Genomic DNA, 21,995 nt, shown 5'->3' with positions numbered 1-21,995 from the left:
TCCTCTCGGCTCAGCGGGTGCGGGCGGCGACGGCGTCGGCGTTGACCAGCGCGGGCACAGGACGACCGGCCCACAGGTCGACGATGTTGGCGGCGGCGTGCGCGGGCAGGTCGGCGAGCGCCTGCGGCGAGTACCAGGCGGCGTGCGGGGTGAGCAGCACCGAGTCCAGCGCGCGCAGCGGGCTGTCGGCGGGCAGCGGCTCGTCCTCGAACACGTCGATGGCGGCTCCGCCGAGCCGGCCGGAGGCGAGGGCGGCGGCGAGCGCTGCCTCGTCCACGAGCGGCCCGCGGCAGGTGTTGACCACGACCGCGCCGGGCTTCAGCGCGGCGAGCGCGCCGGCATCCACCAGGTGGTGGGTCTGCGCGGTCAGGGGCGCGTGCAGCGTGAGGACGTCGGCGCGCGGGAGGGCGGCCTCCAGGGGCGCCGGCTCCAGGCCGTCGGCGAGGATGCGCTCGTCCGGCACCACCGGGTCGCTCACGACGACGTGGAAGCCGAGCGCGGCGCAGCGCCGGGCCACGAGCGAGCCGATGCGGCCGTAGCCGACGACGACCACGGTGGTCGCGGCGGGGCGGACGGCGAGCGGCCGGGCGTCCACCGCCGACCACCGGCCGGCGCGCACCGCCCGGTCGTAGTGCTGGAGGCTGCGGCCGAGGCTCAGGATCATGGCCAGCGTGTGGGTGGCGACCTCGTCCAGGCAGTAGGCGGGCGTGTTGGCGACCAGCACGCCGCGCTCGGTGGCGGCGTCCACGTCGATCATGTCGTAGCCGATGCCGAGGCGGCTGATCATGCGCACGCCGGGCAGCCGGTCGAGCAGGTCGCCGGTGATCGGCGCCCACTGCACGATCAGCGCGGAGGCGCCGGCGGCGGCCTCCGCGATGTCGTCGGCGGAACGGGAGGCGGCGTGGTGGACGCGGAAACCGGCGGCGGCCAGCGCGTCCTCGGCAGCAGTGCCGGGCAGATCGCTGTCCGTGATCACCACGAGGTCATCGGAAGTCATGGGAAAACGCTATAGCATCTAGCGTTTTCGCGCCAACGCCATCGGGCGGTCGCGCTGCAATCCGACGGCAGATGCTATAGCGTTTTGCCATGACCTCAGCGCGACGAAGCCTCATCACCGGCGCCAGCTCCGGCATCGGATCCGCCACCGCCGTCCGCCTCGCGGGCGAGGGCCACGCCGTGTGGGTCACCTACACGAGCGGCGACGCTGCGGTGCGGCGCATCGCGGCCGAGTGCGAGGCGGCGGGCTCCCCCGACGTGCGCGTGAGCAGGCTCGACCTGCGCGACACCGCGTCCATCGAGGCGCTGGTCGCGGAGATCGCCGACGCCTGGGGCGAGCTGCACGTGCTCGTCAACAACGGCGGCGTCTGCCCCTACCGCCACTTCGACGACATCGAGCTCGACGAGTGGGACGCCGTGATGGAGACCAACGTGCGCGGGACGTTCGTGCTCACCCGCTCCGCGCTCCCCCTGCTGCGCGCGGCCGACGGCGACCGCAGCATCGTCAACCTGTCCTCGATCGCCGGCCAGGTGGGCGCGCTGCAGACCGGGATGCACTACGCGGCGAGCAAGGGCGCCCTGCTCGCGCTCACCCGCAGCTTCGCGCGGCACCTCGCGGCCGAGCGGATCCGGGTGAACGCGGTGACGCCGGGCCCGGTCACGAGCGCGATCACCGACCAGCTCAGCGACGACGGCAGGGCGGCGCTGGAGGCGTCCATCCCGCTCGGCCGGTTCGGCACGCCGGAGGACGTGGCGTGGATCATCGCCACGCTCGCCTCCGGGCAGGCCGGCTTCGTGACCGGCGCCACGTACGACGTCAACGGCGGCGTGCGGATCGACTGAGCACCCATCCCGCTTCGAGAGGAAACGCATGAGCACGCCCACCGCATCCACCGCGACCGCCATCCCCGCCCTGTCGGCGCTCGAGACCGTCTCGGCGCAGGTCGCCGCCTTCAACGCGCACGACCTCGAGGCGTTCGTCGCCACCTACGCGGAGGACGCGGTCGTGGTCGGCGTCGCCGCGGAGCCGATCGTCGGCAGGGATGCGCTGCGCGCGTTCTACGGAGAGCGCCTGACGCACCCGGACCTGCGCTGCGAGATCGACGCGACCACGCTGTTCGGGGACCGCTGGGTGGTCGCGCGCGAGTCGGTCATCCGCGACGGCGTCGCCACCGAGACGATCGCGACGTTCGACGTGCGCGACGGGGTCATCCGGCGGGCGTCGATGCTGAAGGGGTAGCCCTGGTCCGGACCGGTGAACGCACCATCCGGCTCCGACTCGGCGCGGCTGGACGACTGAGCGTGCGTCCACCGGGCGGGAGCGTAGGCAGCCGCGCCTCCACTCTCGGTGCTGCCGGTTTGTCACCTCGGCCTCAGTAGCGGAGAGCATCGCTCGGTTGGATGCGCGCGGCGCGCGCTGCGGCGAGGATTCCGCCAATGGTGCCGACGGCTACGCCGCCGATGACCGCGACCGGCGCCAAGACGGGGTCGAGGACGGGTTGCCAGCGTTGCGCGATCGTCACGACAAGGATCCCGCCGTATCCGAGGACGAGGCCGACGATGCCGCCAACCACGCCGATCGACATCGATTCGGCGACGACGAGGGAGACGATGTGGAGGCGGCGTGCGCCGATCGCGCGCCGCAGGCCGAACTCCTGCTTTCGTTCTATGACCGCGAGAACCATCGCGTTGGCCAAGCCGGCGATGGCTGCCAGGAGGGCGAGACCGGTGAACCCGAACAGTATGGCCTGCACGTCCGATTCGATCTCACTTCGAAGAGTCCGAGGGTCGGACGGGGCCGAGACGGTCAGTGAGTCCGGAGCATACGGGTTGATGACGAGGGGCGCCTGACGTGCAACCTGCCGGCCTGCTCCCGGTTGCGTCAGAATCAGCGCTGAGGACTTCGAGGGCGGCGACGCCTCCGATGCGTCCGAACGGGACATCAGAATCCCGCCGAGAAGCTCTGGTTGCCGTGGCGAGTCGACGATGAGCCCAGCCACGCCGAACGGTACCTCGTCGATGAAGACAATCGGTTCCGAACTCACGCCGCTGAGAAGCGAACGGTTTGCGAGTGTTTGTCCGACGAGGACCTCGCCGGACTGCACAATGTGCTTGCGCCCCGGACTCCACTCGATCGTCATGCGTCCTGCTCGCGTCACGTGCGGTGTGCCGCTGAAGGCATCGATCGCCAGCGGCGGGCGGGCGCTGCCCGCGCGGAAGCTGGATTCTCCATGGCGTTCGAGCACGGCAGCGCTTTCCACGCCCGCGATCTCACCGAGTCGCTCAGGGATCGAGCCCTGGACATCCGGAGTGAACGAATCACGGCCACCGGGCGACCACTCGACCGTGACATCCCGGCTTGTGTGCTGATCAAAGCGAGCGGTGACTTGCGAGCGGGCCGACGAAGCGATTCCAGCAGTCCCCACGGTGAGCCCGACGCCAACGGCGACCGCGGCGACCAGCCCGGCCACCCGCCCGGGCCTGGAGAGGAGGTTTGCCCAGGCGTCACTGAGCACATCACGAAACCGCAGTCGAGACGGGCGCCCGTCCACCTCTTCGGCGGGTGTCGTATCCACTCGCTCTGCGGGTTTCGGGGGTGGGCGACCCGTATCGGGTGTGGCATCGACAAGAACGCCGTCCCGAAGCGTCACGCGCCTCGTGCCGGAGCTGGCCACCTCGGGCGAGTGTGTGACGAGTACGACGATTCGTCCTCGCGCATGAGTTCGTTTGAGCATGTCTACGACCGCTGCGCTACTGGCGGCGTCGAGGTTTCCTGTCGGCTCGTCGGCGATGACAATGGGTGTTCTGCTTGCGAGCGCGCGCGCCACAGCGACGCGTTGGCGCTCGCCGCCCGAGAGAAGGGTGCTCGGGGTGTTCGCCAGAGCTTCGATGCCGAGCTCTTTCAGAGCGTCGAGTGCGAGCCGGCGGCGGACCTTCTTGTTCACTGCCCTGTACACGAGGCCGAGCTCCACGCTGTCGATCGCCGGCCGCCGTTCCAGCAGATGGAAGTTCTGGAAGACGAACGAGAAAGTGGTGGAGCGCAGTTCGGCCAACTTCCGTTCGGAGAGCTCTCCGACCTCGGCAGGGCCAATCGAGTAGTCACCGGAAGTGGGCCGATCGAGGGCGCCGATGACGTTGAGAAGGGTCGATTTGCCGCCGCCCGACGGTCCCTCGATCGCGAGGAAATCGCCATCGTTGATCGTGAGGTCGATGCCGCGGAGGATCGTGACTTCGCGACCACCCGCTCGAACGGTCCTCCGCACCTTCGCAAGCCGCAGGGTGGGCATCAGCCGACCTTCACCAGGTCGCCTGACTGCAATTCCCCCGGTCTCAGTGGAGCAACGGCTGAACGCCCGTCCAGCGAGCCGGTCTCCTGCACCCGCACCTCCGTGAACGAACCGTCGCCCTGTCGCTTGAGGACCCGCGACGTCCCGTCGGCCGATGCGCTGACGGCTCGCGAGGGCACGATGAGTGCCGAGTCCGCGATGACCTTCACCGTGAACTCGGCCAGAACGTCGTCGTGCAACCACGCGGGATCGAATGGTGCGTCCTGTGAGCTCACGATCTTCACCAACACGTCTGCGGCCGCAGCGTTCTTGGTATCTCCGCCCTGCGTGGGAGAAGCCGTGTCCTGAGAGATCGTTGCCACCGTTCCCGGTAGCGATGTGCCCCCGTGATCGATTCTGACCGGTGTTCCCTCAGCCAGTTGACTCGCGGCCGAAGCCGCGACTTCTGCGATTGCGACCGCGGCACCGTCCTCGACGGTGAGTGTCGTCTCGCCTGTCACACGAGCGCCGACCTGTGGCACCGCCTGAGCAAACGCCGGAAGGCTGGCGACGATCATGAAGTCGTGCCGCGAAAACACCAGGGCTTCTGTCGTCGTCGGCGTACTACTCGGCCCGGCACCGCTCGTGCTCTCAGGAAAATGACCAGAACTGGTCGGCGACGTCGCGGATGGTCCCTGCGTCGTTCCCGCTGGCGCTGCGTAGCCGTTCCTCTCGTACAGGAGACGAACGGCTCGCTCGGTCGACGCCCCGAAGGAACCGTCGACACTTACGTCCAGGCCGGCAGCGCGCAGCCCAGCCTGCAATTGAGAGACGTCCGGGCCGTTCATGCCGAGGGAGAGATCCCGGTAGAAGGCGAATGCGCCGGGAAGAGCGAAGAGTGGCCGCCCGTCGACCTCGAGTACCGTCGCGCCCGCAGCAATCGGCGCTCCAACGGCGACCGGCGTCCTGGTCACGACCGACGAGTCGCCTCGCGGAGGAACGCTGTGAACGTGTACGGACTCACGCGTCACTGTGGCGCGGGCGGAAATCGTCTTCGCTAGTCCTTCGTGAACAACGCGTGCCGTAACGGCTGTGGGGGTGGGGGGTTTCGCCGCCGCTTCTCGTTGAGCGGGGGACTGAAAGACGTCTGCGACAAACCATCCTGCGGCCAGAAGACCACAGGCGAGAGCTCCCGCAGCTAAGCCGAGAACGAGTCGCTTACGCACAGCACTACTTCCCATCTTCCCCTCACCTGCAGATCGGGCTCACGCGGATCCAGCGGCAACCTCAGCCTTGCAGAAACGTCAGTCATCTAATATTCTTCCATGGTTTACGGGAAGTGATCGACTACTGATATCAGTGGGGAACAACATGCGTCTGAGACCTTGCCTCTGCGGCTGGCCTCCACATCCACGCGGGTTACGGCTCACTGGCGGTGACGACCTCGCGCGGCACGGGATGGACCAACCTGGCTGGATCTGGGAAGCGAACAGACCTCTCGTCTGGCCAGTTCATCTGCTAGCCGGGACTCACCCTCCGGTGCAGCAAACCAGCTGATGCGAAAAGCCAGCCTCCTCATCGCCTGTCTGGGTGCTGTTGCGCTCGCCGGGTGTTCATCCGCCGCCGACCGGAAGCCCACGCTCCCGCTGCCAAGCAAGAACCTCGCCGCGTGGACGATGCCCTTGGACCAGTACGTCTACACCACCGACTTCGCGCTGAGCAGCGACTATGCAGAGAACCTCTTGATCTCCCCGTGCATGGAGAAGAACGGCTACTCCTTTCCGGTTCCGTTCCTGAACCTGGACGCCCTTCATGGCCCGTCGTTCAACGACGCTGGAGCACGGCTTTTCAACCTGGAGCTTGCTCAGCAGTACGGGTATCACGTCGCGCCGAATCCTGACCCGGGCGCTCAGCAGTGGCGCGAGATCAGAGCGACGTCGCCGAAAATGTCCGATGCGGAGTTCGCGGTCTTCTCTCAATGCTTGAAGGATGCGCGCACACAGGTTCATCTCCTCCCGCAATCCGCTCAGGCGGCGAGCAGCTATGCGAACGATGCGATGTCGCGAGCGAGTACCGACGCCGACGTGGTCGCGGCTGCGAAGGCATGGCGAGAATGCATGCGACCCGTGGGAGTCTCTGATCTGCCTGCGTCCCCGCTTGATATGCCGTCTGCCGGACTGAGCCAAAGGTACGGGCTGAATGCTGACGGCGGATCGGACAAGATCACCCAGGACGAGCTCCGGGTCGCTACGGCTGATGCGCAATGTCAGGACGACACCGGTTACCGGCAGAAGCTGTACGACGCAACGTGGTCGAACCAGGTTGAAGCTCTGCGTGACAACGCTGACGATCTCAAACGCTCGTACGATGCGATCCGCAAGCATCGAGCAGAGGTGGCCGCCGTGATTGCGGAACATGGTCCCGCAACGGGCGGATGAGGTTCGGGGACCCCTCTCCGCGCTCTACGCCCCTCAGCGCCGCACCCCGTACCGCGCGTCGAGCGCGGCGTCCGGCGCGGGTGCGCCGAAGGCGGCGGTCCAGGCGCCGTCGACGGCGATGGACTGGCCGCTGATGTAGCCGGACTCGTCGCCCAGCAGGTAGGCGACCAGCGAGGCGACCTCGTCCACGGTCGCGATCCTGCGCAGCGGCGGGCCATCGGCCAGGCCGCGCTCCTCCGCCTCGGGGTCCGGCGCCGACGCGATCTGCGCCTCCAGGTGCGGGGTGCGGACGCCGCCGGGGGCGACCGTGTTGGCGCGGATGCCGTAGGCGCCGTAGCTGACGGCGACGCTGCGGCTCAGCGCGTCGATGCCGCCCTTGGTGAACTCGTAGGCCGCGTGGTCGAGGAAGCTCGCGCGGCCGTGGATGGAGCCGACGTTCACGATGGAGCCGCCGCTGGTCTGGTCGACGAACGCGGAGACGGCGGCGGAGCAGCCCCACAGGTAGCCGAGGCCGTTCGTCTCGACCACGGCGCGGACGGTCTCCTCGTCCAGTTCGTGCAGCGGGGTGCGGCGCGTGATCCCGGCGTTGTTCACCCAGCCGGCGAGCGGGGCCAGCGCGCGGGCGCGGTCCGCGGCTGCGGTGTGCGTCGCCCGCTCCGCCGAGTCGCCGAGAACGACGGCGGCGCAGACGCCGGCCTCCACGCTGTCCGACGGCGAGCGCTCGACGCCGACCACCAGCCAGCCGTCGGCGGTCAGCCGCTCCGCGATCCCCCGGCCGATGCCCTTGCCGGAGCCCGTCACGACGACGCTGCGGTTCATCCCTGCCTCCCGAAGTCGACGCTACCGGGCGCGAAGCCGAAGCCGAACCCCGGCTCGTCGCCCGGCCGCGCGTGGCCGGCGTCGAAGGCCGGGCCACCGGTCACCAGCGTGGGCGACGGGTCGTAGGGGTTGCCCTCCGGTCCCCGGCCGAACGTCTCGACCGCGACGCCGGGCAGGTGCGCGCACACCTCGGGGCTGATGTGGCAGGAGACGGCCAGGTCGCGCTCGCGAGCCCAGGCCAGGAACTCCAGCGCGGGGGTGATCCCGCCGAGGGCGACGACGTCGAGTCGCGCCAGATCGAGGGCGCCGCCCTCGGCGAGAGCCTTCAGGACGGCCGGGTCGGTGACCTCGTCGCCGACCGCGACCCGCTGGCCGCCCTCGGCGCGGACGCGCGCGTTGCCGGCGACGTCCTCCGGCAGCAGCGGGTCCTCCAGCCAGGCCAGCCGCGGCGCGTCCCACGCGCGCAGGTCCGCGAGCGCCTCGTCCGCGTCCCGCCAGCCGAAGCCGACGTCCACCACCAGCCCGGTGCCGGACGGGAGGCTGCGGTCCAGCTCGGCGAGCAGGTCGCGCATGAGCGCGTTGTCCGGCGAGCGCGAGATCTTCACGAGCGGCCAGCCGGCCTCGGCCTGGCCGACGACCTCCGCGACCAGGCTGTCGACGGTGCGGCCCGGAGTGGGATACGCGGCGACGAGCATCGCGGGACGCGCGGAGCCGTCCGCGCCGGTGAGCCGCCAGACCGGGACGCCGTCGAGGCGGGCGCGGAGGTCCCAGAGAGCGATGTCCACCATCCCCAGCGCGCGCCGGACCAGGCCGACGCGGCCGACGATCGCGCTGCCGCGGTACGCGCGCTCCCACAGCGCCGCCGTGTCCAGCTCGCCGCCCTGCACGTGCGGGGCGATCAGGCGCTCGACGATGTCCGCCATCGGCGCCTCGCGGGTGAGCGCGTAGGAGAGGCCGGCCGCGCCGTCCTGCTCGACGCGCACGGCCGCGTACTCCCGCCGGGTGACGGTCATCGCGCCGAGCTGCAGCGGTTCGCGCAGCGGCAGGGCGACGGTCGCCGTGCGGACCGTGCGGGAAGCCCCGCCGGTCACGGCTTCGGCACCGAGGCGAGCGGGACGCCGTAGTCGACCATGAAGCCGCCGTCCACGTACAGGGTCTGGCCGTTGAAGTAGCTCGCCTGGTCGGAGAGCAGGAAGGCCACGGTCTCCGCGACCTCGGACGGCTCGGCCAGGCGCCCGGCCGGGATGCGGGCGAGGATGGTCTCCTCGCTCAGCGTCCCGGCCGCGACTCCCTGCCGGAACACGCCCGTGTTCACGTAGCCGGGCGCGACCGCGTTGACCCGCACCCCGCGCGCCGCCCACTCCGCGCCCGCCGTCGCCGTCAGGCCGATCACCGCCGCCTTGGTGGAGGCGTACGGCGCCCGGCCCGCGGAGCCGCGCGAGGAGATGGAGGAGATGTTGACGATGCGCCCGCCGCCCGCGGCGAGCATGTGCCGCCCCGCCGCCTGCAGGCACAGGAAGACGCCGTGCAGGTTCACGTCGACGACGGCCTTCCACTCCTCCCAGGCCAGGTCCTCGATGGCCCGGTGCCGCTGGATGCCCGCGTTGTTGACCACCGCATCCAGCCGCCCGAACTCGGCGACGACGCCGTCGAACACGGCGGCGACGTCGCCGGGGTCCGTCACGTCCAGCCTGCGGTGCACGATGCCGTCGACCGGCTCGGTCTCGGTCAGGCCGGGCACCAGGTCGGCGGCGACGACGCGGTAGCCGCCGGCGGCGAGCCTGCGGCCGATCTCCCAGCCGATGCCGGCGGCGCCGCCGGTGACGATGGCGACGGGCGCCTCTGCGGCGGACGCGGGGGTGGCGGACGTGGATGCGGTTGCGGTCATACGGGGGCCTTTCAGACGGTGATGGTGCCGGCGGTGATGACGCGGTCGGAGTCGGCGGGGAAGCCGACCCGCTTCACCGAGGCTTCCACATTGGTGGAGTGCATGAGCGTCGACGGGCTCGCGAACGCCGCGCTCGCGAGCTCCAGCCTGCCGTTCTCGAAGCGGCAGCCGGTGGCGCGGTAGTGGTTCACGCCTCCGGTGACGGACAGGTGCGTCCCGCTGCCGTCGCTGCGCGCGAAGGAGCTGTCGGCGAGCAGCCAGGTGATCGCCTTGTCGCCGGCGCGGGTGAACGCGGTGCCGGAGCCGGTCACGACGCTGCCGCCGGTGACCTCGACAACCTGCTCCGACGTCCCCGCCGCCTGGACGGTGACATTGTCGAGCCTGCTCGCAGTGAACCGGGTGCGCGCGGACGCGGTCTGCACCGGGTCGGATCCTGCCTTCGCCGTGAGCGTCGAGCCGCGGAAGGTCACCTCGCCCGCGCCGAGGATCGTCATCCCGCCCACGTTCTCCAGGGTCGTGTTCTCGAAGGTGACGGGCGCTTTCACGGTGGCGTTCGTGAGCGCACCGGGCGCCGCGAAGCCGAACCAGGAGTCGCGGATGACGGTCGGCCGGGTGGAGGCGGTGGAGGACTGGGTGATGATCAGGGTGCTGTCGGCGGTGCAGCCGGTGAGCTGAGCGCCGTCGGCGTTGATCCACAGCATCCCGGAGCCGGCGAGGCTGGGCTTGCCGATCACGCGCACGTCCTCGAGGGTGAGGTCGGTGATCCGCACCCGGGCGACGAACCACGAGCAGATGTGCTTGCGCACCGTGATCCGCTTCGCGGCGGAGCCCCACGCGGCGCCGGAGTTGGCGAAGGTCATCAGCCCGGAGTTGCCGGTGTAGGTGAGGTCGTGCTCGTACTGGCCGTGCGTGACGAACGGGCCCTCGTCGTCCCCGTCGCCGTGGCAGTTCTCGACCATCGAGTACGCGCTCGCGGTGAAGTCGTTGAGGTGCCGGGCGTTGGAGGTGTGGCAGTTGGCGACGTACCCGTACAGGCAGTAGATCTGCTGCGTCAGGTAGCCGGCGCCGCCGTAGGTGACTGAGGTCGGGTTGGACAGCGTGCACGCGATGGTGGAGTAGAACGTGTTCCAGCGGCGCATGATGAGCGGCCAGAACGTCTTCGACCCGACGACGTTCTCCACGTCGCAGCGGACCGCGTACTCGAAGGCGATCGGGTGCGAGCCGGTGTACTGGTCGGTGCCCTTGCCGCGGAACACCAGGTTCGCGATCCGGATGTCCTGCACCGGCTGGACCCGCGTCCAGGTGATCGTGCGGCCCGCGGCGAGCGGCCAGCCGTTCTTGTAGTTCACCCGGACGTGCGTGCCGTCGACGATCTGGGTGACCTGCACGAGCTTCTGCAGCTCGCGCTCCCAGCGGCCGCTGAGGGCGTTGACCTCGGCGGCGTACCACGAGTCGACCGCGAACCAGCTCGAGTCGGCGACCTCGAAGATGTCGCCGAGGTCGGGGATGGCCGCGCTGAGCGTGACCGTCTGGGTCTCCGTGCTCCGCACGCCCTGGAAGAACATCACGGCGGCGAACGGGTCGTCCGTTCCGGCGTTCTCGATCCCCTCGGTCGTCATCAGGTGGCCGCCGAAGTCCAGCTCCAGGTGCGAGCGGACGAGTTTGTGACGGCGGACGAAGTTGAGGTCGGTGTGCGCCTCGATGCGGTGGATGGAGCCGTCGGCGACCATCGCGTCCAGCGCGTCGTCCGCCGGGGCGTCCGGGCCCATCACGCCGAACTGGCGGAAGTCGACCGTTCCGGTGTGCTGGAGCAGCCAGACGGTCCCGCTCTTGCCCGTGACGACCGTTCCGCCGTTGACGGTCCGCCCGGCGCCGGGGGCGCCGCGGTAGACCAGGCCGCCGATGTCGCCGGGCTTGCGGTAGCCGGTCGCGACGGCGACGTCCCCGTCGCCCGCTTTGATCTTCGCGAGGTCGGCGACGAGCCGGGCCCGCTTGACGGAGCCGGAGGTGTCGCCGCTCGCGACGACGGCCGCATCCGCGGGGGCGACGGCCCCGAGCGCGCCGACGCCGCCGATCGCGGCGGCACCGAGGCCGACGATCAGGCCGCGACGCGAGCCGGAGCGGGGGGCGTCGGGGCGCTCGGCCCCGGGGACGGTGGTGCGGGAGGTACGGTTCATTGCGCAGTGCTCCTTTCTGTCAGCCGGCGACAGCGATGTCGCCGAGGATGATGCGGGCGGTGGGTTCGGGAAGGGTGCGGTCGACGCCGTGCTCGGCGCCGCCGTCGTAGACGAGCGTCGACGCGCCGCCGAAGCCGGAGGCGGGAAGACGCAGGCGGCCGCCGGTGAACCGGCAGCCGGTGACCCTGGCGTGGTTGACGCCGGACTCGATGGCGAGGTGCGCGGTGCCGGCCGGTGCGGACGAGGAGATCCCGGCGATCCGCCAGGCCACCGTGCTGCCGCCATCGCCGCGGGCGATCGTGGCGCCCGAGCCGCGCGTCGTCGAGATCAGCGTGCCGTCGACGCTCACGGACTGGTCGCGCGCCGCGTTGGCGACGAGCGCGACGCCGTCGATCGTCCCGCCGCGCACCGTCAGCTCGCTCGCCGCGACGGTGAACGGCGCGCCGTCCGCCGGCCCGCTCAGGTCGCAGTCGACGAAGCGGAGCGGCCCGGAGCCCCTGGCGACCGCGCCGTCGATCCCGGCGATGCGGCAGCGCACGAACGAGACCGGAGCGGTCACCGGCGTCTGCACGAGCACCTGGCCCTTCGGCAGCGTGAGCGTGCAGTCCTCGATCACGGTCGGGCGCGTTGAGCGCGCGCTGCGCTGGCCGACCGCGAACAGGTCGGCCGTGCAGCCGCGCAGCTGGGCGCCGTCGGCGTTGATCGTGAGCGTGCCCGCCGGGTCGAACGTGCTGCGCGCGATCACGCGGACGTTCTCGAGCGTCAGGTCGGTGATCTTGGTGGACGCGACGAACCACGAGCAGACGTGATCGCGGACGGTGATCCGCTTGGCGGCCGTCCCCCACTGGCCGCCCGAGTTGGCGATGTCCATCAGGCCGGAGTTGCCGATGAAGGTGAGGTCGTGCTCGTACTGGCCGTGCGTCGTGAACGGGTTGCCGCCTTGGTCGTCGCCGTCGCCGTGGCAGTTCTCGACCATCGAGTACGCGCTCGCCGTGAAGTCGTTGAGGTGCCGGGCGTTGGAGGACGTGCAGTCGCGGACGTGGCCGTACAGGCAGTAGATCTGCTGGGTGAGGTAGCCGGCGCCGCCGTAGAAGACGGTCGGCGGGTTCTCGATGGAGCAGCGCTCGGTGACGAAGTGGGTGTTCCAGCGCCGCATGACGACCGGCCACCAGGTGTGCGTCGCGTGGATGTCGGCGACGTCGCAGCGCACGGCGTACTCGAACGCGGTGGGATGCGAACCGGTCAGCTCCCTGCCGTCGGGCAGCGAGCCGTCGGTGGGCCCGTCGTAGGGGCCGGCGCCGACGAAGCGCATCCTGCTCACCCGCACCCGCTCGACCGGCTGCACGCGCCGCCAGGTGAGCCTCCTGCCTGCGGCGAGCGGCCAGCCGTTCAGGTAGTCGACGCGGATGTGGCCGCCGTCGATCCGCTGGGTGACGCGCACGAACCGCTGCAGCTCGCGCTCGTCTCCGCCTCCGCCCGCGACCTCGTCGCTCTGCACCGCCCACCAGCTGTCGACGGGGAAGCGGGAGGCGTCCGGCACGGCGACGGCGTCGGTCAGCTCGGGCCACGCCTCGGTGAGCGCGTGCGCGATGGTCTCGCCGGTGGGCCTGCCCGTGAAGAACAGCACGGCGCCGAACGGGTTGTCGTGGCTGTTCGGCTCGATGCCATCGGTGGTCACCAGGTGGCCGCCGAAGTCCAGCTCGATGTCGCTGCGGCTGAAGGTGTGCCGCCGCACGAAGTTCAGGTCGGTGTGCGCCTCGATGCGCACGACGGCGGGATCGGCGACCAGGGCGTCCAGCGCCGCGTCCGCCGGGCGGTCGGGCCCGGTGATGCCGAACGCACGGAAGTCGACCGTGCCGTCGTGGACGAGCACCCAGACGGTGCCGCGCGCGCCCGCCACGACCGTTCCGCCGTTCGGCTTGGCGGTCGTCGCCGATGCGCCGCGGTAGAGCAGGATGCCGGCGTCGCCCGGTGCGCGGTAGCCGGCGGCGAGCGCGAGTTCGCCGGTCCCCGCCTTCAGGCGGCCGAGGTCGGCGACCGTGCGCACCGGCCGCACCGAGGCGTTCTGCCCGGTGGCCTCCGCGGGCGCCGCGGCGCCGATCGCTCCCGCGCCGCCGAGCGCCGCCGCCCCGAGGCCGAGCAGCAGCCCGCGGCGGGCGGTCGTCCCCTGTCGTCCCGTGCCGGTCATCGCGCAACCTCCTGGATCGTCGCGGCCATCGCGGATTCGAGCCGGGCGAGCGAGCCGGCCGCGAGCGGGCTCTGCCAGGCTTGGTAGGCGCCGCGCGCGTACGCGGCGTCCGTCGGCAGGTACACGAAGCCGGGACCGTTCGTCAGGTTCATCACGACGACAGGGGTGCCGGGGTTCGCGGCGCGCAGGCCGGTCTGCAGGGGCGAGTACGCCTCGCCGGGATGCGCGGCGAGCACCGCGTCGCCCAGCCGCCAGATCCAGAAGGGATGCCGGACGGTCGGCCCGTCGATGTAGCCGTCGCGCAGGTTGCGGGCCCGGCCGAGCCGTTCCGCCCTGCTGCGCGGGTCGATGTCCGCCCAGCGCTCCTCCAGCTCGGCGAGCGACGGGAGGTCGGCCAGGTCGAGCTCGACGCGGTCCGCGACGGCGGCGACGCGCGTGCTCGGCGGCCGGTCCGCCGGCGTCCAGAGGCCGAGCGGCGCGCCGGACTCGACGATCCCGCTCAGCTCCAGCTCGGAGCCGGGCGCCGGCAGCAGGTCGAGCGCGGCGAGCACCGCGTGCCCGAGCGCGCGGCCGTGCCGGTCGGCGATCCCGAGGTCGCCGGTGTACTGCTCGCGCGGTGCGAGCTCGCCGGACGCGCCCTGCAGGAAGAGCACGGGCGCCCCGGTCTCGCGCTCCACCAGCTCGCGCATCGCACCCACGTAGTCCGGCGAGACGAGCCGGTTCTGCCAGGCCAGCGTCGTGGGGTGGCAGGCGTAGTTGACGATGGTCGCGAGCGGCGAGCCGTCGGAGCGGGTCACGCGGCCGACCACGACCGTGTCGTCCGCGGCGGGGGCGTCCGGGTTGAAGCCGACGATGGCGCGGCCGTCCACGTCCAGCTCGCGGTCCGCGGCGAGCGCGCAGCGGCCGGTGGTCCAGTCGGTGCGGGCCGCCGTCGCCGCCGCCAGCGCCTCCCGCCCCGCCGCGACGACGGCCTCGGCGAGCGCGTCGAGGTAGCCGGCGATCAGCTCGCCGCCCGCGAGCTCGGCGTCGGCGCGGCAGAGGACGGGCCCCGCGTGGGTGTGCGAGAGGGCGATGAGCAGCTGGTGCTCGGCGAGCCCCAGCTCCGCCAGCACGCGCGAACGCACCGACCACTCGTCGTCGACCCTGCGCCACCAGGTGCCGTCGACGGCGGCCAGTACGAGCGGCTCCTCGCCGCCGACGGCCAGTGCCGTGACAGTGAGCGGCCGGTGCGCGCCCTCCGAGCGCTCCCAGTCCGCCGGCCCCCAGTTCTTGGCCCTGATGCCGGTCGGCGGCGTGATGTCGCGTCTCGCCACGCCGAGCGGCGCGTCGGTGTGCGGCACGGCCAGCCGTGCTCCGAGTGCGGTCATCGCCCATCCCTTCCAGTGCGGTTCACAGGTAGTCCCCGGTCCAGTGGTGGGCGCGGGGATGCTCGACGGTGGCGCGGACGGCGTCCGCTCCGGAGTCGAGCGGGTGGAACATCCCGGTGTCGTCGTCGGGTCGGTCGCCGTGCGCGACGACGGTCGCGAGCAGCGCGTCGAAGGGCTCGCCGGCCGGCAGGTGGGCCGTCACGGTTGCGGCGCCCGCGGCGAGCAGGTCGGCGCGGACCGCGTGCCCGAGCGCGGCGAGCGCGTCCGGGTGCCCGGCCGCCTCCAGCACCTCGGCGGACTCGGGCCGCGCAACGGCGTAGCCCGCGCGGTGCGTGTAGACCGTCGCCCCGGCGTACCAGCCGGCGGCGCGGCGCCAGCCGAGGTCGTCGCGGACCGCGGTCAGCGGGCGGTCGGCGCACGTCGTGTCGTAGGCCGCGGCGAGCCCGGAGAGGTCGGCGGAGGCGATCGGCGTCCTCTGCACGCCGAGCGGACCGGCGGCGTCGGCGTCGGAGACGACGCCCTCCACGCGCCGGTGCTGACGGAACGGCAGGAAGCCGCTCCCGGCGTAGACGCCAGGGGTGCCGGTGAACAGCAGCGCCCAGTCGTAGCCCGCCCTACGGCCGAAGGCGACCGCGTCGTCCATCAGCTCGCGCGCGATCCCGCGGCCGCGCGCCCGCTGGGCGACGGCGACGTTGGCGATGCCGAGCACGCGGGCGACGCGGCCGGTGGCGGTGCGCCTGCGCTGGTCGACGAGGTAGAGCGCGCCGGTGATGCCGTCGCCGTCCTCCGCCACGAGCGTCCACGAGCGGTGCACCGGGTCCAGCCGCCAGAGCGGCGCCATGCCCGGCTCGCCGAACGCCTCGTCCCAGAGCGCGACGACGGCGTCCTCGTCCTCCGCGGCGGCGGTGCGCGGCGCGGTCGCGGTCATCGGGCGTCCTCTCTGGTCAGGGCGGCGAACGACAGCGCGGCGCGGTAGCTCTCGCGCGACCGCCGCCACGGGACGGGCGCGTCGCCGCCCCGGGCGACGTCCGCGAGCCGACGGGCGAGGCCGGTGTAGCCGAGGTCGTCGCCGTCGCCGAGCACGAGCTCGTGCGCGCCGTCCGGTGCGAGCACGCGGATGGCGTAGCGGTCGGGGCCGGGCACCCCGCTGACCGCGACGGTGAGCGGGACGCCGTGCACGGAGCCCAGCGCGATCGCGACCGTCTCCGAGCGGGTCGGCAGCTCGCCGCGTGCCGACCGGCCGACCGCGATCGTCGGCCGGGCGCCGGGGATCACCGCGTCCAGCAGCTCGAACGCGTGCAGGCCGACGTTCAGGATGGTGCCGCCCGCGCCCTCCGGGTCGTCCTGCCACGCGCGCTCCGGCGCGAGGAAGCCGGCGATGTCGTGCTGGGCGGACACCTCGACGGCGAGCATCCTGGCGGGGTCGACGCGTTCCGCGAAGGCCGAGACGGCCGGGGCGAACCGCAGCACGGACGCGGTCGAGAACCGGGCGCCCGCGGCGTCCAGCCGGTCGAAGGCCGCGACGGCGTCGGAGGAGGCGGCGACGGTCTTGTTGAGGAAGACCGGGATGCCCGCCGCCGCGCACGCGGAGGCGACCGCGGCGGCACGCGGGGTGCGCGGCGTCGCGACGACGAGGTCGGGGGCGTCGGCGAGCAGGGCGTCCAGGTCGGCGGCGACGGGCGTCTCGAACCGCGCGGCGAAGTCGTCGCGGCGCGCGGGGTCGTCGGCGTCCCACACCGCCGTCGGCGTGCCGCCGATGGCCGCGAGGTTCGCGGCGTCGGCGAACGGGTGGCTGTGCGCGACGCCGGCGAAGGCGACGCGGAACATCGGCGCCATCATGCCATCCGCTCCAGGTCGGCGGCGGTCACCGCGTGCCGCAGCGGCTCGCCGGCCGCAAAGCGCTCCAGCTCGGCCACGACGATCGCGCCCTGGCGCAGCCGGCCCTCCCGCGTCCCCGCCGCCTTGTGCGGGGTGAGCAGGGCGTTCGGCAGCGACCGGAGCGGGTGGCCGGCCGGCAGCGGTTCCTCGTCGAAGACGTCGATCGCGGCGCTCAGCCGGCCGCTGCGCAGCTCGGCGAGCAGCGCGTCCTCGTCCACCAGCCAGGACCGCGCGGTGTTCACCAGCCCGGCGCCGTCGCGCAGCATGGCGAGCTCGCGCGCGCCGATCATCCGGTGCGTCTCCGGCAGCGTCGGCGCGTGCAGCGCGACGACGCCGGAGGAGGCCAGCAGCTCGTCCAGCCCGACGAGCTGCGCGCCGAGCGCCGCGGCCTCGGCCGCCTCCAGCGTCGGGTCGGCGAGCAGGGGGCGCGCGCCGAGCACGCGCAGCAGCTCCAGGTACGCGCGCCCGGTGCGGGAGGCGCCGACGACGCCGATCGGCGCGTCGAGCAGTTCGTGCTGCACGGGGGCGCGCTCGGCGTCCTCCCACTCCGCGCCCGCGTGCAGCGCGTGGTCGAACTGCGGGATGCGGTGCAGCAGTGCGAGGGTGAACGCGAGCGACACCTCGGCGACCGACCGCGCCATCCCCGCTCCGGCCTGCGTCACCAGGACGTCGCGGGCGAACAGCTCCGGGGTGGCGAACGGCTTGACGCTCGCACCGGTGTGCGCGACCACGCGCAGGGCGGGCAGGCGCGACAGGAGCTCCTCGTCGAACGCCGGGACGCCCCACGCCACCACGACCGCGCGCACGCGCGACAGGTCGTCGCCCGAGCCGAGCGCGGCCGGCACGGACTCCGCCACCAGCAGGTCGCCGCCGAGCCGCTCGGCGACCGCGGCGAGCCGGAGGCCGTCGCCGTCGGCGAAGAACTGCGGGCGCAGCGCCTCCGGCACCGCGACGAGGAGGGAAGCCGGCATCAGCGCAGCCACTCGTCCCTGTGCTCGGCGATGAAGGCGTCGTCGCCGAGGTGCGGGTAAGCCAGGCGCACCCGCTCGATCTCCTCCGCCTGGCCGGGCGACAGCGTCTCCGCCTCGTCCAGGCACCAGACGCCCTCCAGCAGGCCCTGCTGGCGCAGCACCTCGTGCACGCCCGCGATGACGCCGGCGAAGCCGTTCACCGGGTCGAAGACGGCCGCGTTCAGGTCGGTCAGGTCGGCCGCGAGCGCCGAAAGCTCCGCGGAGGCGGCCGCGTCGCCGCTGTGGTGGCGCTTGGCCAGCTCCAGCACACCCGTCGCCGCGCGCGTGCCGACGGCCCACTGGCCGAGCAGGCCGCCCGCGAAGCGCAGCTCGCGGTCGCCGACGTGGTGCACGGCGGTGAGGTCGGCGACGATCGCGTCGTCGTTGCCGGTGTAGAGGCTCACCGCGTCGGCGCGGTCGGACTCGCCGACGCCGCGGACCAGCTCCGCGGTGCGGTAGCGGTCGAACGGCGCCGCCTTGACGGCGACCACGGAGGGCAGGTCGGCGAAGCGCCGCCAGAACGCCCGGGACAGCACGGGGCCGCCGATCGCCTCCTGCAGGTAGAAGCCGATCACCGGCAGCACCTCGCCGACGGCGGCCGCGCGCTCCAGCAGCGACTCCTCGGTCGCCCCGGCCACGCGCGGGCTCAGCAGCACCGCGTGGTAGCCGAGCGAGGCCGCGAGCTCCGCCTCCCCGACCGCCTGCGCGGTCTCGCCGACAACGCCGGCGACCCGGACGAGGGGACGGTCGGCCTCCGCGTCCAGCACGTCTGCGGTCAGGGCGAGCACCGGCTCCAGCAGCCCGCGCTCCGGCTCGTGGATCTCGAACTGCGTGGTGTGCACGGCGATCGCGATGCCGCCGGCCCCGGAGGCCAGGTAGTAGCGGGTGAGCGCGCGCTGCCTGCGCTCGTCGAGGCGGCGCGACGCATCCAGGGCGAGGGGGTGAGCGGGGATCACGGCGCCGTCGCGGAGCACCCGGGCGACGTCGGCGGGGAGGACGGGGGCCATCTCAGAACCGCCCGTCGCGCACGGCCCACTTGGTGGGCTTGCCGGAGGTCGGCAGGCCCTGGCGCAGCCAGTCCGCCTGCCACTCGATGAGGGTCCCGGCCGGCACGTCCGGATAGCCGAACAGCTCGAAGCAGCGGCCGGCGTCGTTCAGCAGCGCGGTGGGCGCGGGCTCACCCGCGAACGCGACCTCGGTGTCCAGCAGCTCGCCGAAGCGCTCGGCCACCCGGCGCACGCCGAGCTGCTCCGGACCGGTCAGGTTGAGGGTGAACACCGCGTCGCTGGCGTGGCCGAGCGAACGCAGCACGACCTCGTTCGCGTAGCCCTGCCAGACCACGTTGACGGTTCCGGTGGTCAGGTCGACCGGCGCGCCGGCGAGCACGGTCGAGCCGATGTCGGCGAGCACGCCGTAGCGCAGGTCGATCGCGTAGTTGAGGCGGACCAGGGCGACGCGGGTGCCGCGCGTGACGGCGCCGAACTCGAACACCCGCTCGCGGCCGAGGCACGACATCGCGTACTCGCCGACCGGGGCCGGGGCGTCCGACTCGACGGAGCCGCCGCTCGCGGCGGGGACGAACGGGTAGACGTTGCCGGTGGAGAGCGCGGCGATCGCGCTGTCGCGGTAGCGGCGCGCGACGCGGTCGGGGAGGGCCGCGTTCACCTCCCACGCCCACGAGGAGTTCGTCGCGGCGCCGAACTTGGCGCCGACCATGAAGATCACCGACGGCGCGTCCGGCAGCTCGGCGAAGTCGGCGTCGGAGAGCAGGTCGAACGGGACGGCGACGACGCGCTCGGCCGCGAGCCGTTCGCGCATCGCCGCGTCTCCGAAGCGCGAGACCGCGTACACGGTGTCGCCGCCGCGGCCGGCCTCGTCCAGTGCGCGCCTGGCGAGCACCGAGAGGGTCGGGCCCATCTTGCCGCCCGCGCCCAGGATGACCAGGTCGCCGGAGCCCTCCGCGAGGTCGGCGACCAGCTCGGGGCGCGGCGTCGTGAGCGCCTGTTCGAGGTCGTGCTCGGAGCGGAACATGTCTGCCTTTCGGATCGGTGCGCCGGTCATCCCTTGATCCCGGCCGAGGTGACGCCCTCCTGCACGTAGCGCTGGGCCACGGCGTAGGCGAGGAAGATGGGCACGAGCGCGACGACCGAGCCGGCGAGCATCACGCTCAGCGGCACGTTCTGCTGCTGCAGCGAGGAGATGCCGACGGTCAGCGTCCACATGTCGGAGCTTTTGCCGATGATGAGCGGCCACAGGAAGTCGTTCCAGTGCCACAGGAACACGAAGATGCCGAGCGTCGCGAGCACCGGCTTGCAGAGCGGCAGCACGATGGTCAGGAAGATGCGGAACTCGCCGGCGCCGTCGATCCTGGCCGCCTCGAACAGCTCGTCCGGCAGGCCCTGGATGAACTGGCGCATCAGGAACACGGCCTGCGCGTTCGCGAGCGTGGGCAGGATGAGGCCCCAGTAGGTGTCGACGCCGCCGAGCTTCGCCATCACGATGAAGGTCGGGATGAGCGTGACGTGGAACGGCACCATCACCATCGCCAGGAACGACCAGAACATCGTCTCCTTGCCCCGGAACCGCTTCTTGGCGAACGCGTAGCCGGCCATCGCCGACAGCAGCAGCACGGCGACGACGCTGACCACCGCGTAGACGAGGGTGTTCAGCAGCCACATCAGGATGTTCTGGCCGCCGAGCACCTGCTCGTACGAGGCGGTGGACAGGTTCCACGGCAGCAGGCTCGCCGGGAAGTCCACGGCGAGGCCCGGCTTCAAGCTCAGCACCACCATCGCGTAGAAGGGGAAGAAGCAGGCGACGGCGGCGATGCTCAGCCAGATGTAGCGCAGGACGAGCCCGGTCCTGGTCGGCTCGAGGGCGCGGAACGCGCGGACCCTGGGTGCGGTCGTGGTCATTTCTGCCTCCCGATCAGCCGGCGCTGGATGAGCGCGACGACGAGCGTCATCACGAAGAGGGCGACGCCGATCGCGGCCGCGTAGCCGTAGTCGGAGTACTTGAAGCCCTGGTCGTAGAGCATGTAGACGAGCGAGTAGCTGGCGTGCGCCGGGCCGCCCTGGGTCATCACGTAGACCAGGTCGAACACCTGGAACGAGGAGGTCGTCTCGATCACCGCGAGGAAGAACAGGGTCGGCTTCAGGTGCGGGAGCACGATGTAGCGGAACCGCTTCCCGGCGCCCGCGCCGTCCATCAGCGCCGCCTCCTCGTGCTCGCGCGGCACGTCCTGCAGCGCGGCGATCACGATGAGCATCCCGTAGCCGAACCGCGACCAGACGCCGACCACCACGAGCGCGGGGACGACCAGCACGGCCGAGTTCAGCCAGGACCCGCCGAGCCCGAGCGGCGTCATCAGCGCCGACCAGGGTCCGTCGGTCGAGAAGATCCACTTGAAGATCGCTCCGGCGAGCACCAGCGAGGTGATCACCGGGAGGAAGAACACCGACCGGAAGAAGCGGCTCCCGCGGAACGCGCGGCGCACCCCGAGCGCCATCGCCACCGAGAGGGCAACCGAGATCGGCACCGCGAGCACCGAGTACGCCAGCGTGACGCCGAGCGCCTGCCAGAAGGTCGGGTCGGCGAGCATCCGCTGGAAGTTCTTCAGGCCCTCCCAGTCGAGCTCGCCCGAGATGTCGTAGTCGAAGAAGCTCAGGCCGACGCCCGCGATCGCCGGGCCGAAGCGGAAGGCGAGGAACAGCAGGAAGGCCGGCAGCACGAAGAACAGGCCGATGCGTGCCTCGCGGCGGGCCAGGACGCGCTTGGTGAGCCCGGGCGGGCGACCGCCCCGGCGGGCGTCGTCCGGCCGGTCCGCTGCGGGGGGCGGCGGCGGTGCGATGCGGGTGGTGGTCACGGGGGTTCCCTCCAGACCGCGGCGGGGGCCGGCGTGGCGGGGTCGCATCCCCGCCCCCGGGGGCACATGATGATCGGCGGGGCGGCGGCGGGCGCGGCCTTCA

The 21,995-nt window shown here is 72.1% G+C and carries 19 protein-coding genes; 3 read left to right on the top strand and 16 right to left on the bottom strand.

The window, feature by feature from the left end; translation table 11 throughout:
• Positions 1–10: 10 nt before the first annotated feature.
• The gene (locus ACTHMF_RS19130) at positions 11–997 is read right to left on the bottom strand and encodes a C-terminal binding protein (RefSeq protein WP_440319805.1); all 987 of its coding nucleotides are present in this window, start codon (positions 995–997) and stop codon (positions 11–13) included.
• An 89-nt stretch (positions 998–1,086) separates the two neighbouring features.
• Between ACTHMF_RS19130 and ACTHMF_RS19125 the strand changes: the two genes are divergently transcribed.
• Complete coding sequence (locus ACTHMF_RS19125; protein ID WP_440319804.1) at positions 1,087–1,839, top strand: SDR family NAD(P)-dependent oxidoreductase; 753 nt, start codon at positions 1,087–1,089, stop codon at positions 1,837–1,839.
• Positions 1,840–1,867: 28 nt separating this feature from the next.
• Positions 1,868–2,236 carry a nuclear transport factor 2 family protein gene (locus ACTHMF_RS19120; RefSeq protein ID WP_440319802.1) on the top strand — a complete coding sequence of 123 codons (369 nt, stop codon included), beginning with the start codon at positions 1,868–1,870 and terminating at the stop codon, positions 2,234–2,236.
• 133 nt (positions 2,237–2,369) lie between these two features.
• Here ACTHMF_RS19120 and ACTHMF_RS19115 read toward each other — a convergent pair whose 3' ends face one another.
• Positions 2,370–4,283, bottom strand: a complete 1,914-nt coding sequence (locus ACTHMF_RS19115) for an ABC transporter ATP-binding protein/permease (protein ID WP_440319800.1) — start codon at positions 4,281–4,283, stop codon at positions 2,370–2,372.
• Positions 4,283–5,236, bottom strand: coding sequence for a peptidoglycan-binding domain-containing protein (locus ACTHMF_RS19110; RefSeq protein ID WP_440319799.1), 954 nt, complete (start codon positions 5,234–5,236; stop codon positions 4,283–4,285). The genes ACTHMF_RS19115 and ACTHMF_RS19110 overlap by 1 nt, the downstream gene beginning before the upstream one ends.
• A 582-nt stretch (positions 5,237–5,818) precedes the next feature.
• Here ACTHMF_RS19110 and ACTHMF_RS19105 point away from each other — a divergent pair.
• Entirely contained in the window at positions 5,819–6,700 is an 882-nt protein-coding gene (locus ACTHMF_RS19105; protein ID WP_440319798.1) for a hypothetical protein, read from the top strand.
• A gap of 33 nt (positions 6,701–6,733) precedes the next feature.
• Here ACTHMF_RS19105 and ACTHMF_RS19100 read toward each other — a convergent pair whose 3' ends face one another.
• The 13 genes from ACTHMF_RS19100 to ACTHMF_RS19040 are packed head-to-tail and all read right to left on the bottom strand — an operon-like array spanning position 6,734 to position 21,892.
• Positions 6,734–7,519, bottom strand: a complete 786-nt coding sequence (locus ACTHMF_RS19100; RefSeq protein ID WP_440319796.1) for an SDR family NAD(P)-dependent oxidoreductase — start codon at positions 7,517–7,519, stop codon at positions 6,734–6,736.
• Entirely contained in the window at positions 7,516–8,610 is a 1,095-nt protein-coding gene (locus ACTHMF_RS19095; RefSeq protein WP_440319795.1) for an enolase C-terminal domain-like protein, read from the bottom strand. The genes ACTHMF_RS19100 and ACTHMF_RS19095 overlap by 4 nt, the downstream gene beginning before the upstream one ends.
• Positions 8,607–9,407: an SDR family NAD(P)-dependent oxidoreductase gene (locus ACTHMF_RS19090; RefSeq protein ID WP_440319793.1), complete on the bottom strand. Its 801-nt coding sequence runs from the start codon at positions 9,405–9,407 to the stop codon at positions 8,607–8,609. Before ACTHMF_RS19090 ends, ACTHMF_RS19095 begins: the two co-directional genes overlap by 4 nt.
• Positions 9,408–9,418: 11 nt before the next feature.
• A complete protein-coding gene (locus ACTHMF_RS19085) occupies positions 9,419–11,584 on the bottom strand; it encodes a peptidase C14 (protein WP_440319792.1) in 2,166 nt (721 codons plus the stop codon).
• Between the two features lie 19 nt (positions 11,585–11,603).
• Complete coding sequence (locus ACTHMF_RS19080; RefSeq protein ID WP_440319791.1) at positions 11,604–13,772, bottom strand: peptidase C14; 2,169 nt, start codon at positions 13,770–13,772, stop codon at positions 11,604–11,606.
• On the bottom strand, positions 13,769–15,139 hold the full coding sequence (locus ACTHMF_RS19075) for a hypothetical protein (RefSeq protein WP_440319789.1): 1,371 nt from the start codon (positions 15,137–15,139) through the stop codon (positions 13,769–13,771). Before ACTHMF_RS19075 ends, ACTHMF_RS19080 begins: the two co-directional genes overlap by 4 nt.
• A 22-nt stretch (positions 15,140–15,161) precedes the next feature.
• Positions 15,162–16,067: a GNAT family N-acetyltransferase gene (locus ACTHMF_RS19070; RefSeq protein ID WP_440319787.1), complete on the bottom strand. Its 906-nt coding sequence runs from the start codon at positions 16,065–16,067 to the stop codon at positions 15,162–15,164.
• On the bottom strand, positions 16,064–16,966 hold the full coding sequence (locus tag ACTHMF_RS19065; protein ID WP_440319785.1) for a Gfo/Idh/MocA family oxidoreductase: 903 nt from the start codon (positions 16,964–16,966) through the stop codon (positions 16,064–16,066). Before ACTHMF_RS19065 ends, ACTHMF_RS19070 begins: the two co-directional genes overlap by 4 nt.
• Positions 16,967–16,974: 8 nt before the next feature.
• Entirely contained in the window at positions 16,975–17,988 is a 1,014-nt protein-coding gene (locus ACTHMF_RS19060; protein ID WP_440319784.1) for a hydroxyacid dehydrogenase, read from the bottom strand.
• Positions 17,988–19,034 (bottom strand): dihydrodipicolinate synthase family protein, encoded by a 1,047-nt coding sequence (locus tag ACTHMF_RS19055; protein ID WP_440319782.1) that lies wholly within the window; start codon positions 19,032–19,034, stop codon positions 17,988–17,990. Before ACTHMF_RS19055 ends, ACTHMF_RS19060 begins: the two co-directional genes overlap by 1 nt.
• Before the next feature lies 1 nt (position 19,035).
• Entirely contained in the window at positions 19,036–20,088 is a 1,053-nt protein-coding gene (locus ACTHMF_RS19050; RefSeq protein WP_314149243.1) for an NAD-dependent epimerase/dehydratase family protein, read from the bottom strand.
• Complete coding sequence (locus ACTHMF_RS19045) at positions 20,085–20,942, bottom strand: carbohydrate ABC transporter permease (protein WP_314149244.1); 858 nt, start codon at positions 20,940–20,942, stop codon at positions 20,085–20,087. Before ACTHMF_RS19045 ends, ACTHMF_RS19050 begins: the two co-directional genes overlap by 4 nt.
• Positions 20,939–21,892: a carbohydrate ABC transporter permease gene (locus tag ACTHMF_RS19040; RefSeq protein ID WP_440319780.1), complete on the bottom strand. Its 954-nt coding sequence runs from the start codon at positions 21,890–21,892 to the stop codon at positions 20,939–20,941. The genes ACTHMF_RS19045 and ACTHMF_RS19040 overlap by 4 nt, the downstream gene beginning before the upstream one ends.
• Between the last annotated feature and the right edge of the window lie 103 nt (positions 21,893–21,995).

This window comes from Leifsonia sp., assembly GCF_051955155.1.
GTDB lineage: Bacteria > Actinomycetota > Actinomycetes > Actinomycetales > Microbacteriaceae > Leifsonia.
Note: the sequence above shows the minus strand (reverse complement) of the source record. Positions and strands in the feature narration are given on the sequence as shown.